The organism is Saccharopolyspora taberi (assembly GCF_039534165.1).
GTDB classification, from domain to species: domain Bacteria; phylum Actinomycetota; class Actinomycetes; order Mycobacteriales; family Pseudonocardiaceae; genus Saccharopolyspora_D; species Saccharopolyspora_D taberi.
Window position 1 is genome coordinate 415,946 of the sequence record NZ_BAAAUX010000014.1, and the last position, 15,672, is coordinate 431,617.

At 71.9% G+C, this 15,672-nt stretch carries 16 protein-coding genes; 8 read left to right on the plus strand and 8 right to left on the minus strand.

What is annotated here, in order from left to right; genetic code table 11:
• Nucleotides 1-5: 5 nt before the first annotated feature.
• The 4 genes from ABD691_RS16190 to ligD all read right to left on the minus strand — a co-directional run bounded on the left by ABD691_RS16190 (nt 6) and on the right by ligD (nt 4,343).
• On the minus strand, nt 6-1,643 hold the full coding sequence (locus ABD691_RS16190; RefSeq protein WP_344680515.1) for an acyl-CoA carboxylase subunit beta: 1,638 nt from the start codon (nt 1,641-1,643) through the stop codon (nt 6-8).
• Nucleotides 1,644-1,821: 178 nt separating this feature from the next.
• Entirely contained in the window at nt 1,822-3,027 is a 1,206-nt protein-coding gene (locus ABD691_RS16195; protein WP_344680517.1) for a TetR/AcrR family transcriptional regulator, read from the minus strand.
• A 50-nt stretch (nt 3,028-3,077) separates the two neighbouring features.
• A complete protein-coding gene (locus ABD691_RS16200) occupies nt 3,078-3,446 on the minus strand; it encodes a hypothetical protein (protein ID WP_344680518.1) in 369 nt (122 codons plus the stop codon).
• A 15-nt stretch (nt 3,447-3,461) separates the two neighbouring features.
• Nucleotides 3,462-4,343: a non-homologous end-joining DNA ligase gene (gene ligD / locus ABD691_RS16205; protein ID WP_344680519.1), complete on the minus strand. Its 882-nt coding sequence runs from the start codon at nt 4,341-4,343 to the stop codon at nt 3,462-3,464.
• A 71-nt stretch (nt 4,344-4,414) separates the two neighbouring features.
• On the opposite strand from ligD, the gene ABD691_RS16210 reads away from it, so the two are divergent.
• Nucleotides 4,415-5,215 carry an exodeoxyribonuclease III gene (locus ABD691_RS16210; protein WP_344680520.1) on the plus strand — a complete coding sequence of 267 codons (801 nt, stop codon included), beginning with the start codon at nt 4,415-4,417 and terminating at the stop codon, nt 5,213-5,215.
• 201 nt (nt 5,216-5,416) lie between these two features.
• Here the strand turns inward: ABD691_RS16210 and ABD691_RS16215 are convergent, their stop codons facing one another.
• Complete coding sequence (locus ABD691_RS16215; protein WP_344680521.1) at nt 5,417-6,067, minus strand: hypothetical protein; 651 nt, start codon at nt 6,065-6,067, stop codon at nt 5,417-5,419.
• 120 nt (nt 6,068-6,187) lie between these two features.
• Between ABD691_RS16215 and ABD691_RS16220 the strand changes: the two genes are divergently transcribed.
• Together ABD691_RS16220 and ABD691_RS16225 are read left to right on the plus strand one after the other, a co-directional pair.
• The gene (locus ABD691_RS16220; RefSeq protein WP_344680522.1) at nt 6,188-6,847 is read left to right on the plus strand and encodes a GntR family transcriptional regulator; all 660 of its coding nucleotides are present in this window, start codon (nt 6,188-6,190) and stop codon (nt 6,845-6,847) included.
• Nucleotides 6,848-7,565: 718 nt separating this feature from the next.
• On the plus strand, nt 7,566-8,297 hold the full coding sequence (locus tag ABD691_RS16225) for an aspartate/glutamate racemase family protein (RefSeq protein WP_344680523.1): 732 nt from the start codon (nt 7,566-7,568) through the stop codon (nt 8,295-8,297).
• A 5-nt stretch (nt 8,298-8,302) separates the two neighbouring features.
• Here the strand turns inward: ABD691_RS16225 and ABD691_RS16230 are convergent, their stop codons facing one another.
• Nucleotides 8,303-8,629 (minus strand): antibiotic biosynthesis monooxygenase family protein, encoded by a 327-nt coding sequence (locus tag ABD691_RS16230; RefSeq protein WP_344680524.1) that lies wholly within the window; start codon nt 8,627-8,629, stop codon nt 8,303-8,305.
• Nucleotides 8,630-8,685: 56 nt separating this feature from the next.
• Between ABD691_RS16230 and ABD691_RS16235 the strand changes: the two genes are divergently transcribed.
• Complete coding sequence (locus ABD691_RS16235; protein ID WP_344680525.1) at nt 8,686-9,120, plus strand: MarR family winged helix-turn-helix transcriptional regulator; 435 nt, start codon at nt 8,686-8,688, stop codon at nt 9,118-9,120.
• Nucleotides 9,121-9,297: 177 nt separating this feature from the next.
• Here the strand turns inward: ABD691_RS16235 and ABD691_RS16240 are convergent, their stop codons facing one another.
• Both ABD691_RS16240 and ABD691_RS16245 read right to left on the minus strand, forming a co-directional pair.
• A complete protein-coding gene (locus tag ABD691_RS16240; protein ID WP_344680526.1) occupies nt 9,298-11,775 on the minus strand; it encodes an ATP-dependent Clp protease ATP-binding subunit in 2,478 nt (825 codons plus the stop codon).
• Between the two features lie 97 nt (nt 11,776-11,872).
• Entirely contained in the window at nt 11,873-12,724 is an 852-nt protein-coding gene (locus ABD691_RS16245) for an SDR family oxidoreductase (protein WP_344680527.1), read from the minus strand.
• A gap of 139 nt (nt 12,725-12,863) precedes the next feature.
• On the opposite strand from ABD691_RS16245, the gene ABD691_RS16250 reads away from it, so the two are divergent.
• The 4 genes from ABD691_RS16250 to ABD691_RS16265 all read left to right on the plus strand — a co-directional run bounded on the left by ABD691_RS16250 (nt 12,864) and on the right by ABD691_RS16265 (nt 15,614).
• Nucleotides 12,864-13,487, plus strand: coding sequence for a TetR/AcrR family transcriptional regulator (locus ABD691_RS16250; RefSeq protein WP_344680528.1), 624 nt, complete (start codon nt 12,864-12,866; stop codon nt 13,485-13,487).
• Between the two features lie 127 nt (nt 13,488-13,614).
• Complete coding sequence (locus tag ABD691_RS16255) at nt 13,615-13,878, plus strand: DUF3040 domain-containing protein (protein ID WP_344680529.1); 264 nt, start codon at nt 13,615-13,617, stop codon at nt 13,876-13,878.
• 96 nt (nt 13,879-13,974) lie between these two features.
• A complete protein-coding gene (locus ABD691_RS16260) occupies nt 13,975-14,799 on the plus strand; it encodes a universal stress protein (RefSeq protein WP_344680530.1) in 825 nt (274 codons plus the stop codon).
• Nucleotides 14,796-15,614: a universal stress protein gene (locus ABD691_RS16265; protein ID WP_344680531.1), complete on the plus strand. Its 819-nt coding sequence runs from the start codon at nt 14,796-14,798 to the stop codon at nt 15,612-15,614. The genes ABD691_RS16260 and ABD691_RS16265 overlap by 4 nt, the downstream gene beginning before the upstream one ends.
• The last annotated feature ends 58 nt before the right edge of the window (nt 15,615-15,672 follow it).

Genomic DNA, 15,672 nt, shown 5'->3' on the forward strand with positions numbered 1-15,672 from the left:
GACTCCTAAAGCGGGATGTTGCCGTGCTTCTTCGCAGGCAGCGACGCGCGCTTGTCGGCCAGCATCCGCAGGGACCGGGCCACGTACCCGCGGGTGTGCGAGGGCGGGATCACCGAGTCGACGTACCCGCGCTCGGCGGCCACGTACGGGTTGCACAGCGTGTCCTCGTACTCCTGCTGCAACCGGGCGCGCAACGCCTCCACGTCCTCGCCGCGCTCGGCGGCCTCGGCCAGCTGCCTGCGGTACAGGATGTTGGCCGCGCCCTGGGCTCCCATGACCGCGATCTGCGCGGTCGGCCACGCCAGGTTCACGTCCGCGCCCAGGTGCTTGGAGCCCATGACGTCGTACGCCCCGCCGTAGGCCTTGCGCGTGATCACGGTGACCAGCGGCACCGTCGCCTCGGCGTAGGCGTAGAGCAGCTTCGCGCCCCGGCGGATGATGCCGTTCCACTCCTGGTCGGTGCCCGGCAGGAAGCCCGGCACGTCCACGAAGGTCACCACCGGCACGTTGAACGCGTCGCAGGTGCGCACGAACCGGGCGGCCTTCTCGCTGGCGTCGATGTCGAGAGTGCCCGCGAACTGCGTCGGCTGGTTGGCCACGATGCCCACGCTAGCGCCGTCCACGCGGCCGAACCCGCACAGCATGTTCGGCGCGAACAGCGACGAGACCTCCAAGAAGTCGCCGTCGTCGACGACCCGCGTGATCACCTCGCGCATGTCGTAGGGCTGGTTCGGCGAGTCCGGCACCAGGACGTCGAGCTCCCGGTCCTCCTCGGTCACCTCGTCGGCCACCGCGCCCGTGCCGAGCTCGGCGGGGAACACCGGCGGCTGCGACAGGTTGTTCGAGGGCAGGAAGGACAGCAGCTCCTTGACGTAGGAGATCGCGTCCTCCTCGTCGGAGGCGAGGTAGTGCGCGTTGCCCGACCGGGAGTTGTGCGTGCGGGCGCCGCCCAGGTCCTCGAAGGTGACGTCCTCGCCGGTGACCGTCTTGATCACGTCCGGTCCGGTGATGAACATGTGCGAGGTCTGGTCGACCATGACCGTGAAGTCGGTGATCGCGGGCGAGTACACCGCGCCGCCCGCGCACGGGCCCATGATCAGCGAGATCTGCGGGATGACGCCGGACGCGTGCGTGTTGCGCTTGAAGATCTCCGCGTAGAGCCCCAGCGCGGCGACGCCCTCCTGGATCCGCGCGCCGCCGGAGTCGTTGATCCCGATCAGCGGGCAACCGGTCCTGAGCGCCAGGTCCATCACCTTGACGATCTTCTCGCCGAAGACCTCGCCGAGGCTGCCGCCGAACACCGTGAAGTCCTGCGAGAACACGCACACCCGGCGGCCGTCGACGGTGCCCCAGCCGGTGACCACCCCGTCCCCGTAGGGGCGGTCGGCGTCGAGGCCGAAGTTCGTCGACCGGTGCCGCGCGTGCACGTCGAGCTCCACGAACGAGCCCGGGTCGAGCAGCATGTCGATCCGCTCCCGGGCCGTGCGCTTGCCCTTCGCGTGCTGCTTGGCCACCGCGCGCTGGGAACCCGCGTGCACCGCCTCGTCGCTGCGCCGGTACAGATCCGCGAGCTTGCCCGCGGTCGTATGAATGTCGGGCGACTCCTCGGACGGCGCCCCGACGGGTTCACTCGCGCTGCTCATAACGGTCCGGGTTCTCCTCGGTTCGGCGGCTGGCGGGGTGGTCGTCGCACGTCGGCGACAGGCCTGTCGGCCCGTCGGCGACGCTAGCTCAGCGCGATCCGCGCCGTCAACCCGAATGTGATTCGCAGTTAGCTGGGTGGCGACCTCTCACTCTGTGGTTCACACGGTGTTCTGGATTCTAAGTGAACGACTGATAGGCGGGAGCGTCGAACATGAGGGCGGCAGCGAGGCGGCTGACGGCAGCGACGTCCCGGACGGTTCCGGTGCGCGCCATGTCGTTGGCCGCCGTCAGCGCGGCCTGCACCAGCACCCGCGCCGGGAGCCGGTCCAGCTCGGGCCGGACCCGGCGCAGCAGGGCCACCCATTCGGCGACGTAGTCGTGCTGGGTCTGCCGGGCGCGGTGGCGCTCCCCGCTCGGCAGGTGCCCCACCTCGCTGACCAGGATGTCGATGAACTGCCCGTGGTCGTAGGCGAAGGTGATGTAGGAGTGCAGCAGCCTGCGCAGCGCGTCCTCGGCGTCGGAGGTCGCCGACAGCGTCCGCTCCAGCTCCATCTCCAGCCAGGCGCAGCCGCGCGCGATCACCGCGCCGAGGATCTCCTGCTTGCTGGCGAAGTGGCTGTAGACGCTCGGGCCGGCGATCCCGGCGGCGGCGCCGATGTCCTCTGTGGTCACCGCGGTGAATCCGCTGTCGGCGAACAGCCGGGTGGCCACCGAGAGCAGCACCGCTCGGCGCGACGCGCGCTCGTCCAGCAGCGGCGACCGCACCTCCACCTCCGGGCGCGGCGCCAGCACCATCGGCGGCTGGTCGACGATGACCCCGACCATGGTGCGCAGCAGCCGCTCGAACTCCGCCCTGGGCAGCTCGACCTGGTGGTAGGAGGGGCTGGTCAACACGCTGAACAGGCACCAGCCGCGGAACCTGGCGTCCTCGTCGGCCAGCTCCGGCCGCCGCACCCGCGCCAGCTCGGCCAGTCCCCCGGCCACCGAGCGCAGCTCCTCCTTGAGCCCGGCCCGCTCGTCGCCGGGCAGGTGCCGGGCCTCCCGCTGCCAGAGCACGCCCAGCCTGCGGTGGTCGAGCGCGGCGGTGGCGAGCTCGGCGACGACGATGTCCAGGTCCTCGGTGCCGACGCCGCGCAGCACCTCGCGGAACGGGCGCAGCTCCTCGACCACGACCTCGGTCAGCAGGAGCTGCTTGCTGGCGAAGTGCCGGTACAGCGCCGAAGGCCCCACGCCGACTGCCTCGGCGATGTCGCTCATGCCCACGCGCGGGTAGCCGCGCCGGTGGAACAGCTCGGAGGCCGCCGTCGTGATCTGCGACCGGCGGTTGCGGGGGCGGGTGTTGCGGACCGCGCTCGCCACGCGCTTCCTGCCTGCTTCGGCCATTCCCACCCTTTCCGGCACCCGTGTACCAGTTCCCGAGGTACCGGAACAGCCTACGAGCCGTCGGCGTTTTCGCCCCCTGCCCCGTCGGAGACCTCCTGCTCGGCGCGCTCGTCGACGCTGTCGTCGAGCTCGTGCATCCGGGTCTCGGCCAGCGGCGGCTCCGCCTCCGGCTCGCGTTCCGGGCGTTCCTGGCCGAGCCGGTCGTCGAGGGTCTCGCCCTCGCGCTGCTCGCGCGGCGTCGGCCGGTCGGCGCTGACCCGCGACCAGCGCTCGGGTGGTTCCACACCGCGTTCGAGCGGGTCCACCCCGAGCTCGTCCTCGTCGAGGTCGGGCGCGGCCTGCAGGTTCGCCGGGTCGGCGGGACCGTCCGGCCCGGTCTCGTCCGGTGTGGGCGTGGTGCCCTCGGCTGGGTCCGACATCTCGCTCCTTCTCGGTCATACACGGTCCAGCGCGCGCCACGGGTCGTCCTTCTGCGCCATCCGGCGCGCCATGTTGGCCAGGCCGTAGCGCTGCGGCGTCGCGCGCCCGATCTCGTCGAGGTCCAGCGGCGTCGCCGCGGGCGCGCCCGCACGCGCGCGCAGGGAGTACGGCGCGATCATCGTCTGCCCGTAGGCGTTGCGGTTGGTGTCCAGGAAGACCCGTTCGCCGCGCTTTTCCTTGCGCTGCTCGGTGGTGAGCCGGTGGTCCTCCCGTGCCGCCCGGTCGGCCAGGTCCCGCACCCGCGCGCGGACCTCGTCGAAACCGCTCCCGCCTGCCAGCGGGGCCACGACGTGGAACCCCTTGCCGCCGGTGGCCTGCACCGCGGGTTCCAGCCCGGCGGACCGGAAGCGCTCGCACATGTCCTCGGTGATCGACCGAAGTTCCGCGATGCCCGTCGATCCGGGCGGGTCCAGGTCGACCACCGCGAGCACCGGGCGATCCAGGTCATCCACAGTGGACAGTCCGATGTGGAACTCCAGGCACCCCTGGTTCGCCAGGTACACCAGCGCGGCTTCCTCTTCGACCACGACGTGGTGCACCGATCCCTCCGCCCCGCGCTGCGGCACCGGCACGACCCGGATCCAGTCCGGGAAGTGGTCGGACGCCTCCTTCTGGAAGAACCCCTCCTCGCCGATGCCGTCCGGGAAGCGGCGCAGGGTCAGCGGTTTCCCGCGCATGTGGGCGACCATCAGCCGCGCCACGGAACGGTAGTAGTCCACGACGTCCCGCTTGGTGTACCCGTCTCCGGGGTAGAGGACCTTGTCCGCCTTGCTCAGTTCGACGGTCCGGCCCGCCACGTCGAGCTGCTCACCGGGCACCGCGCACCTCCGCGACATCGATCGGCTCGTCCTCGGGCCTACCCGGGCCACCGGGGGTTCAACCACGCCCGCTGTGACACGCTGAGCCCATGCGCATCGCCACCTGGAACATCAACTCCGTAGCGGCGCGGCTGCCGAGATTGCTCGACTGGCTGGGCAGCGCCGAGCCGGACGTGGTGTGCCTGCAGGAGATCAAGTGCTCGGCCGAGGCGTTCCCGGTCGACGAGGTCGGCGAGCTGGGCTACGAGGTCGCCGCGCACGGGACCGGGCGGTGGAACGGGGTCGCCGTGCTGTCGAAGGCGGGCCTGGCCGACGTCCGGCGCGGCCTGCTCGACGAGCCCGGCTACCAGGCCGAGGGCGCGATGTTCGAGGCCAGCGAACCGCGGGCGGTCGCGGCGACCTGCGGCGGGGTCCGGGTCTGGTCGGTGTACGTGCCCAACGGCCGGGAGGTCGGGCACGCGCATTACGACTACAAGCTGCGCTGGCTGGAAGCGCTGACGGCCACCGCCGCCGAGGAACTGGCGGGCGGTGGCCCGTTCGCGGTGCTGGGCGATTTCAACATCGCCCCGGAGGACGGCGACGTCTGGGACATCGCCGAGTTCGCCGACAGCACGCACGTCACCGAGCCGGAGCGCTCCGCACTGGAGGCGCTGCGCGGGACCGGGCTCAGCGACGTGTACCCGCGTGCGCTGAAGTACGACGTGCCGTTCACGTACTGGGACTACCGGGCCGGTGCGTTCCCCAAGAACAAGGGGATGCGCATCGACCTCGTCTACGGCGACCGGCAGTTCGCCAGCGCCGTGACCGACGCCTACGTCGACCGCGAGGCCCGCAAGGGCAAGGGGCCGTCCGACCACGCTCCCGTGGTCGTGGACCTCGCGCTGGACTGAGGCGGTCGGGCCGCGGCAGCCTCCGTCCCGCGCAGCGGCCCGGTGGTGTTCGGCGGCTCGGTGCCGTTGGGCGACCCCACCGGCTCGGACATCTCAGCGCCGCTCGATGGCCCGGTGCGGCTCGGCGCCCCTGGTGCTGCTCGGCGGCCGGGGTTCCGCGCGACGGACTGAGTGCTGTGCGACCTCAGTCCTGCGACTGCCTCAGTCCTGCTCGGCGGCGGTGGCGTGGTCGTAGTAGCCGAGCACTCCCCCGGCACCGTGCACCGCGAAGCCCCCGTCACCATCGCTCGGCGTCCCGGCCTTCGCGATGACCTCGCGGAGCCGAACGTCGACCAGTTCGTCCATCGCGACCCAGCGCGCCGCGGTCTGCTCCGCCGCCCGCTCCTCCGCGAAGTCGGCCTTGACCCGCTCGAACGCGGCGGACAGCTCGCGCACCGCCGCTTCGAAGCCCTCCGCCGCGTCCGGCGCGATCCGGTCGGCGCGGTCGACCAGCAGCTCGACCATGTAGAACACGTCGTCGACGTGGTAGGAGAGCCACTTGCGGCGCCGGCGGATCGCGCCGAGGTCCGGCCAGCGCTTGCGCGCCGCTTGCCGGGACCTGCCGGTGACCGCGCTGAGGTCGGCCAGGCTCGCCCCCAGCCACACCGCTTCCGCCGCTGCGCTTTCCACGCCGCGCGCGGCAGCCTCGGCGGTCAGCGCCTCGGCCTCGAGCGCCGCTCGCACGCGCGCCAGCGCCTCCCGGCGCAGCCGCTGGTCGTCGCCGTGATCACCCGGCTTCGCCCCCGGATCCGCGATCGCCACCTCCGACCGCAGACCGGTCATCAGCTCGGCGACCAGTTCGTCCGCGTTCATATCGACCTCCCTGTAAACCCAAGGTTCACAGACTATGTGAACCTTGGGTTTACAGTCAATTCCCCGACACCGGCCGTCGATCTTCTCCTAGGCTGGAAGCCATCGGACCGAGGAGGACCTGTGCCCGCCACCGGAGACACCAGCACCGAATCGCGCACGCCGCTGCGCGACCAGGTACGCGACGCGCTGCAGACGCGGATCTCGGACGGCAGGCTGCGCCCCGGCGACCGCCTCTTCGAGCAGGACATCGCCGCGGAGTTCGGCATCTCGCGGGTTCCGGTGCGAGAGGCGATCCGGATGCTGCAGAGCGAGGGGTTCGTCGAGGTGTTGCCCCGGCGCCGCGGCGTGTTCGTCCGCGGGCTCGACCGGAACCAGGCCAAGGAGCTGTTCGAGGTCCGCGAAGCCCTGGAGACCTTCGCGGCGCGACTCGCGGCGGAACGCGGCAACACCGAGGGCATCGCGCGGATGGCCGAGCTCGCCGACCAGGCGCGCCGCGCGCACGTGGCCGGTGACGTCGAGACCATGTCCAACGCCAACGCCGCGTTCCACGACCAGCTGCTGGCGCTCGCCGACAACGAACTGCTGGCCTCGATGCTCGAACCGCTGCACGGCCGGCTGGCCTGGATGTTCCGGCTGAACATGGAGCCGGAGCGCGTGTGCGGCGAGCACGAGGAGCTGCACGCGGCCATCGCCGCGGGAGACGCCGAGCGCGCGGCGGAGGTCGCGAAGCGGCACGTCCACTCCAGCCGCAGGATGGTGCTCGATCGCATCCTCTACTGAGCCGGCCGCGCTGAACCGCACGAGCGCCGGGCCGCGACCCGCACAGAGCCGCGGCCACGCCGACCCGCAGCCTGCACAGAGCCGCAACCTGCGCAGAGGCGCGGTCGTACCGGACCACAGCCCGCGCTAAAGCGCGGCTGCACCGATCCGTAGCCGCGCTAAACCGGGGCTGCACCGATTCGCAGCCGCGCTAAACCGCGATCGCACCGGCCCGCAGCCCGCACCGAGCCGATCGCACCGACCCAGCTCGCACCGACCGGGATCACACCGAACCGCAGCCCGCATCGAACCGCGATCACACCGAACCGCAGCCCGCACCGAGCCGATCGCACCGAACCGCAGCCGCAGCGATCCCCAGCCACACAGATCCCCAGCCGCACCGAACCACCACCCGTGCCGAACCACCGCCCCCGCCGAACCCCAGCCCCCGCCGAACCCCAGCCCGCACCGAACCACCGCCCGTGCAGAGCCGCAGCCGCGCGGGCCCGCACCGACGCGAAGCCGCGATCACGCTGGCCGTGGCCGCATCGGTCCGCAGCCCCCACGCCACAGGTGCGCCGACCCGCGACCCGCGCTGACCCGCACCCGTCGCAGACCCCTGGCCTGCATCGATCCCGCGGCAGCCCGCTTCTTCGGCCGTGGAACCGATCGACCACTGCACGTATACTTCTACGGAGACTTCCACATCACGGACTTCAACTTCCGCGAAGGGGAACGGATGCGCATAGTCCTCGTCAACGCCAACACGACCGAGGCGGTTACCGAAGCGATCCGGCAGCAGGCCGCCGCCGTCGCCGGCCCCGGTACCGAGATCCTGGCCGTGACCCCGTCGTTCGGCGCCGAGTCGGTCGAGAGCAACTTCGAGAACCACCTCGCCGCGGTGGCGATCATGGACCGGGTCGCGGCGATCCGGGACCCGTTCGACGCCGTGGTGCTCGCCGGTTTCGGCGAACACGGCAAGGAAGGGCTCGCCGAGCTGCTCGACGTCCCGGTCGTGGACGCCACCGAGGCCGCGGCGCACGTCGCCTGCCTGCTCGGCAGGCGCTACGCCGTGGTGACCTCGCTGCGCCGCACGCTGGGCCGGATCCGCGACCGCCTGGCGCTGGCCGGGCTCGCCGGGAACTGCGTGTCGGTGCGGGCCACCGGACTGCCCGTCCTGCAGCTGGAAGCCGATCCGGAACGGGCAGCACAGCGCCTGGCCGAGGAGGCAGTGCTGGCCGTCGACGAAGACGGCGCCGACGTCATCTGCCTCGGCTGCGCCGGGATGGCCGAGCTGGCCTCCCGGGTCGAAGCCGCGACCTCGGTTCCGGTCGTCGACGGCGTGACCGCCGCCGTCGGGCTCGCCGAAACGCTGGTGCGCCTCTACCTCCAGCCCTCGAAGGCGGCTTACCCGGCACCTCGACCGAAGGCGATCACCGGTTGGCCGCTGCCGAGCGTCCCGGGGAGCTGACCGAGTCAGATGTGGTGAACGGAGTCGACCGAATAGAGCACGGGCTCAGCCCGGGCGACAGCTGTCGCGGCGGCCATGTGCTGCTGGCACGCGGGGTTGGCCAGCATCGCCCGGAAATGCTCGGCACTCTCCCACTGCGCGTAGTTCGCGACGTGGGTGCCGTCGTGGCCGACGTGCAGGTTCGCCGAGATGAAACCAGGCTGGTGGCGCATGACCTCCTCGGTCGCCCGCGCCAGCAGGTCGACCAGCTCCCGCTGCCGCCCGGGCTCGACGGTGAAGACGTTGATCAGGGTGACCAACCGGGCGTCGGCGTTGATCTCGGTGCTGGGCATGCCCACTCCTTGGTGTCAGGTTCCTTACATTGATGAGTATGTGTAAGGTTCCTGACATGAGTCAAGCCGATGTCCGGAACAGGCCCGGCTACCAGGTCAAACGGGCCCAGCAGGCGTTGCACCAGGCGTGCGAGCGGCAGCTCCGGCCGCTCGGGATCTCGATGTCGAAGTACGCCGTCCTACTCGCGCTCGCCGACGAGCCCGGCATCTCCTCCGCCGCGCTAGCGCGCCGCTGCTTCGTCACCCGGCAGTCCCTGCAGGACGTGCTCGGCGGCCTGCGCAGTGCGGGGCTGGTCGCCGTCGCGGAGCAGGCCGGCACCGGCCGGGCGCGTCCGGTGACGCTGACCGACGAGGGTGCGCGGCTGCTGCGGGAGGCCGATCGGGCGATCGTGGAGGTCGAGAACCGCATGCTCGCCGGTATCGACCGCGCCGACCGGCGGCGCCTGGTCGAGCTGCTGACCACCTGCGCCGAGAACCTCAACGAGGACTGACCGCGCGAAAGGGCAGGGACGAGCAGGACCGACGGCGCTGAAAGGCGGGGTGAGCCACAGGGCCTACGGCGCGAAAGGGCGGGGCGAGCCGCAGCTCTCCCCGCCCTGTCAACAGAGAAACGCGTCCGCCCGTTGGGCGGAGGCCCTGGCGGGCCACCTGAAGCGCCAGCTGGCGCTTCAGGCCTCGAAAGCCAGCTCCCCGTCTCGGACCGCGACGTGCACCCGGCCGCCTTCGGCCAGGTCACCGTCGAGCACCAGGTCCGCAATCCGGTCGTCGACCTCCCGCTCGATGGTCCGCCGCAGCGGGCGGGCACCGAACTCGGGCTGGTGACCGCGTTCGGCGATCCAGTCCACCGCAGCGGGGTCGAAGTCGACGCCGATGCCCATCGCCGCCAGCCGCTGCCTGGTCTCGCCCAGCAGCAGGTCCGCGATCTCGTGCAGCTGCTCGTCGGCGAGCCTGCGGAAGATCACGACGTCGTCGATCCGGTTCAGGAACTCCGGCCGGAACGCCTCCCGCAGCCGCGGCATCAGCCGCTCCCGCAGCGGCTCCTCGGTGACCTCCTGGCCGGACGAGAAGCCCAGCGCGCCGGACCTGCTGGAGATGATCTCCGAGCCGAGGTTGCTGGTCATGATCACCACGGTGTTGGTGAAGTCGACCGTGCGGCCCTCGCCGTCGGTGAGCCTGCCGTCCTCCAGCACCTGCAACAGCGTGTTGAACACGTCCGGGTGCGCCTTCTCGACCTCGTCGAGCAGCACCACCGAGTACGGCCTGCGCCGCACCGCCTCGGTCAGCTCCCCGGCCTCGCCGTAGCCGACGTAACCGGGAGGCGCACCGATCAGGCGCGCGGCGTTGTGCCGTTCCTGGAACTCGCTCATGTCCAGCCGGACCATCCGGTCCTCGTCGCCGAACAGCGACTCGGCCAGCGCCTTGGCCAGCTCGGTCTTGCCGACGCCGGTCGGGCCGAGGAACAGGAAGCTGCCCACCGGCCGGTGCGGGTTGCCCACACCGCTGCGGGACCGCCGCACCGCGCGGGCCAGCGCCCGCACCGCGTCGTCCTGGCCGACGACCCGCTGGTGCAGCTCCTGCTCCAGGTTGCGCAGCCGGGTCCGCTCCTGCTCGGTCAGCCTGCTCACCGGCACGCCGGTGGAGCGCGAGACGACCTCGGCGATGTCGGTCGCGGTCACCTCCGGCAGCTCGCCGCCGTTGGCGGCCAGCTCGGCCTGCGCCACACCGATCTCGTCGCGCAGCGCCGAGGCCCGCTCGTAGTCCTCGTCGGCGACGGCCTGGTCCTTCAGCTCCTCCAGCCGGGCGATCCTGCGCTCCAGCTCGTCGGCCGGCGGCGAGACGACGCCGAGCCGCTTGCGCGCACCGGCCTGGTCGAGCAGGTCGATCGCCTTGTCCGGCAGGAACCGGTCGGCGATGTAGCGGTCCGACAGCTCCGCGGCGGCGGTGACCGCCTCGTCGGTGTAGCGGACCTTGTGGTGCTCGGCGTAGCGGTCGCGCAGCCGGGTCAGCACCTCGACGGTGTCGGCCACGCTCGGCTCGGGCACCTGCACCGGCTGGAACCGGCGCTCCAGCGCCGCGTCCTTCTCGATGTGCTTGCGGTACTCGTCCAGCGTGGTCGCGCCGACCACGTGCAGCTCGCCGCGCGCCAGGCGGGGCTTGAGCATGTTGCCCGCGTCCACCGCGCCCTCGGCACCGCCTGCGCCGACGACCGTGTGCAGCTCGTCGACGAACACGATCACCTCGCCGCTGCTGGCGCTGATCTCGTCGATGACCTTGGTCATCCGCTCCTCGAAGTCACCGCGGTAGCGGGTCCCGGCGAGCATGCCCGACAGGTCCAGCTGCACGATCCGCTTGCCGGTGAGCACGTGCGGGACCTGGCCGTCGGCGATCCGCTGGGCGATGCCCTCCACGATCGCGGTCTTGCCGACACCGGCCTCGCCGATCAGCACCGGGTTGTTCTTGGTGCGCCGGGACAGCACCTCGATCGTCTGCTCGATCTCGGTGGCACGGCCGACGACCGGGTCCAGCTCGCCGTTGCGGGCGCGCTCGGTCAGGTCCTGGCCGTACTGGTCCAGCGTCGGGGTCGCGCTCTCCTGCTTGGCCTCGGCCTCCGGTTCGGCCCGGCGGGTGCCCGCCGCGGAGCGGAACTCCTCGGGGGTCGCCCCGGCCGAGGCCAGCAGCCTGCCCGCGCCGGAGCCCGGGCTGGCCGACATGGCCAGCAGCACGTGTTCGGGGCCGATGTAGGTCGAGCCCAGCGCGCGGGCCACCTGGTAGGCGTCCACCAGGACCTTGCGGCCCGCCGGGGTCAGCGACGGGTTCGCGCTCGCGCTCTCCCGCGCGGCGGGCAGCTGGCGCTGCACCTGCTGGGCGAACTCGTCCGGGTCGACCCGGACGCCGCGCAGCATGCCGCGGGTCGGCTCCAGCGCGGTCGCCGCCCACAGCAGGTGCAGCGCGTCCAGGTCGTCGTGGCCGAGCCCGCGGGCGTGGTCCGCCGCGGCGCCGAGCAGTTCCTGGGTCTGCTGGGTCATCAGTTCGGTGATGTCGACACGACGGCCGGCACCGGACGTGGCGCCCGGCCCGAAGAAGCGGGCGAGGTACTCGTCGAAGGGGCCCCGCTCGAATCCGTCCGGTCCGAAGAACGTCGCCATTCCTACCCTCCTCGCACGGCGCTTGTCGCCGCCATAGTTGAGTCTGCTGTTGTCAACCAACGTGCGAAGGGGCCTGATAATTCCAATGTGCCTGGAGTCACACGAGGTGCTGCCAGGCGGTGGGCTCCGCGCGCAGGAACTCGGCGAACGTCCACGGCCGCGTCCCGGTCACGTGCTCGACGGTGTGGCTGGTGACCGACGTTTCGCCGGTGGCGATCGCGGCGTAGGAACCGACCCAGCCGTCGATCTGCCACTCCTGCGCGCCCGCGCGCGACGCGCGCGCCTCCGCGTCGGTCTCGGCGTGGTAGCGGATCTCGCGCCCGGTGACCTCGCCGATCAGCCGCGCGGTCTCGTGCAGGTCGATCGCCTGCGCGCCGGAGACGTCGTAGATCGCGTCCGCGTGGGCCGGGTCGAGCAGCACCTCCACGGCCAGCCGCGCCACGTCGCGCAGCGCGACCCAGGCGATTCGCCCGTTGCCCGCCGGACCGCGCATGACGCCGTCCGGCCCCACGAAACGGGGCGCGACATCGGCGTAGAGCGCGTTGCGCAGCGAGGTCAGCGACAGCCCGGCCGCGGTGATCAGCTGCTCAGTCGTGGCGTGCTCTCGCGCGAAGGTGAACGTCGCCAGCGGCGCGGCACCCATGAACGAGGTGTAGACGACCCGCCTCACACCAGCCTCGGCCGCGGCCCGCACGGCGCTGCGATGCATCGCCATCCGCTCCGGCCCTTCGTGCCCGGAGATCAGGAAGAGCGTGGACACGCCGGTCAGCGCCCGCCGCATCGCGTCGGTGTCCTCGTAACTCGCGACCCGGACCTCACCCCCGGGGACCTCCGGCGCGCGATCGGGATCGCGCACGATCAGCCGCTGCGGCACCTCGCGCCCGGCGAGCAGCGACACCACCCGCGAGCCGAGCCGTCCGGTGCATCCGGTGATCGCAAGCGTGTCCATGTGATTCCTCCTCGGTGGCCGGCCGTTCCCGCCCGGTTCGAATCGCCTGGATCAGCTGCAACAAGCCGGCGCCGGGGATTCATCCGCACCCACCGAGGTTCGACACAATTTTAGGTTCCACCTATGCCACCCTGGAGCCATGGGCGCAGGACTCCGGGAACGGAAGAAGCAGCAGACCAGGCAGACGATCTCCGACCACGCCACCCGGCTGTTCATCGAGCGCGGCTTCGAGAAGGTCACCATCGCCGAGATCGCCGCCGCGGCCGAGGTCGCCAAGATGACCGTCACGAACTACTTCCCGCGCAAGGAGGACCTCGCCCTCGACATCCACGAGGAGTTCGTCGCCGCTCCGGCTGCCGCGGTCGCCGCCCGCGAGCCCGGCGAGTCGGCGCTCGCCGCGCTGCGCAGGCACCACCTCGCGGCTATCGAGCGCCGCGACGCGGCCATCGGCTTCGCGAGCGCCCCCTTCGCCCGGATGGTCACCGGCAGCCCGGTCCTGCTCGCACGGCTGCGCGAACTCCACGAACAGCGCGCGGCCGAACTGGCGCGCGTCCTGGCCGACGATCCCGGCGACATCACCCCGCGCGTGGTCGCGGCCCTGCTGGCCGGCGTGCTGCGGCTGCTGTTCGACGACGTCCTCCAGCATCGGGTGGAAGGCCGTTCCGAGGACGAGACCGCCGCCCTGGCCACCGACGCCGCGCAGCAGGCGTTCAGCCTTCTGGAGCCCTCCCTGGCCGACTATGCAGTCCGAGATGTCCGATAATCGGACAGGATTGGGCCAGGGGCGTAGGACTCTTCTGCTGAACCCGGCTTCGTGAGGCACAGTGGGTATCAGCCGATCGAGATCCATCCGGGCAGTTCGACGGCAGCCGATCTGGTGGAGGTTGGCCATGCTGCCAAGACACGAGCGCCGCCGCCTCGAGGAGATCGAGGACCAGCTCAGCACCGAGGACCCGGAGTTCGCCCGCACGCTGACGGATCCGAGCCTCCGGAGGTGGAAGCTGCGGCGGGTGCCGCCGCGGCTCGCGGTGGGTGTGCTGTGCGGCGCGCTCGCGATCGTGTGCCTGTTCCTCGGCGAGGGCGGCTCGTTCGCCGCGGCCGGAGTGCTGTCGGTCGTGCTCATCCTGCTCCGCGACTGGCAGGTCGATCTCTAGACGTTTGACGCGGCGGTGGCCCGGTCATCCTCCGGACAGCCCGGCTTCGCCGGTCCTGCGCGAGGACCGGCGCCGAGATGCCGCGCGGGAGCGGACATGGAACCGGACGGACCCGTGGTCGTCGGAGTCGACGGCTCCAAGCGGTCGCAGGCCGCGGCGCAGTGGGCGGCCGACGAGGCCGAGCGGCGGCACGCGCCCCTGCGGGTGCTGGCGATCAACCCCGACCCGCCGCTGACCGAACTGGCCAAGGAGACGGCCGACCGCATCGCCGCGCAGTGCCGCGACGCGCATCCGGGGCTGGAGATCGACGCGTCGACCGAGCTCGGCCAGCCCGCGGCGGTGCTGGTCCGCGGTTCCCGGACCTCCCGGCTGCTGGTCGTCGGTTCGCGCGGCCGCAGCTCGCTGGCCGGGGTGCTGCTTGGCTCGGTCAGCACCAAGGTCGCCACGCACGCGCACTGCCCGGTCGTCGTCGTGCGGGATCCGCGGACCGAAGGACCGGTGGTCGTCGGCGTCGACAGCTCGCCGCACAGCGGCAAGGCGCTGGAGTTCGCCGTCGACAGCGCGGTGATCCGGGCCGCCGACCTGGTCGCGGTGCAGGTCTGGCACGTCGAACGCGCCTCCGGCCTGTCCGAGCTGGACCTGGAGGCCGCCGCGCAGGAGGCCGCCGAGCGCAGCCTGTCCGAACAGCTCGCCGGGCGGCGGACGAACCACCCGGACCTGACCGTGCACAAGGTCACCCGGCACGGACATCCGGTCGACCAGCTCACCGAAGCCGCTCGCGAGGCGCAGCTGCTGGTCGTCGGGCACCGGGGCCGGGGCGGATTCCCCGGCCTGCTCACCGGATCGGTCGCGATGGGCGTGCTGCAACACGCGGTGTGCCCGGTGGCGGTCGTCCGCGGCGACGACGGGAGCCGGTCGTGAGCGGGCCCAGCGCGGTCGCCGGGGTGGACGGCAGCGAGCAGTCGGTGCTGGCCGCCCGGTGGGCGGCGCGGGAAGCGGATCTGCGCGGCCTGCCACTGCACCTGCTGCTGGTCAACGACGACCCGGCGCGGGCGCCCCACTGCGAGTCCGCGCTCGCGGACGCGACGCGGGCGTGCCACGAGGTGGCGCCGGAGCTGACGGTCACCGCCGAGATCACCTTCGGCCATCCCATCGAGGAGCTGGTGCACATCAGCGCGCACGCCCCGCTGCTGGTCGTCGGTTCGCGCGGGCGCGGCGGGTTCCTGGACGCGGTGCTCGGTTCGGTCAGCTCGGCGGTGGCCACGCACGGCGAGTGCCCGGTGGTCGTCGTCCGCAACCCGGCCGACACCGGTCCGGTGGTGGTCGGTGTCGACAACTCACGGGGCAGCCGCTTCGCGCTGGCCTTCGCCTTCGACGCCGCGGCCAGGCGCGCGACCGGGCTCGTCGCGGTGCAGGCGTTGCCCGACGCCTACTTCCACCCCGGCCCGTTCCCGCATCCCGATCGCGACGAGCTGCGCGACAGCGCCGACCGCCACCTCGCCGAGCAGCTCGCCGGGTGGTCCGAGCAGTACCCGGACGTCCCGGTCAGCAGGGCCGCGACCAACGAGCACCCGGTCGCCGCGCTGCGCGAAGCCGCCGAGGGCGCCCAGCTCCTGGTCGTCGGGCACCGCGGGCGCGGCGGGTTCACCGGCATGCTGCTGGGATCGGTGGCCTCGGGCGTGCTGCACCACTCGCCCTGCCCGGTCGCCGTGGTGCGGATGGACCGCACGAGCTGATCGCAGTCCTTTGTGGACATCGCTGGTTCCACCATCTGGACCGGGGTTTTCCCGGAGG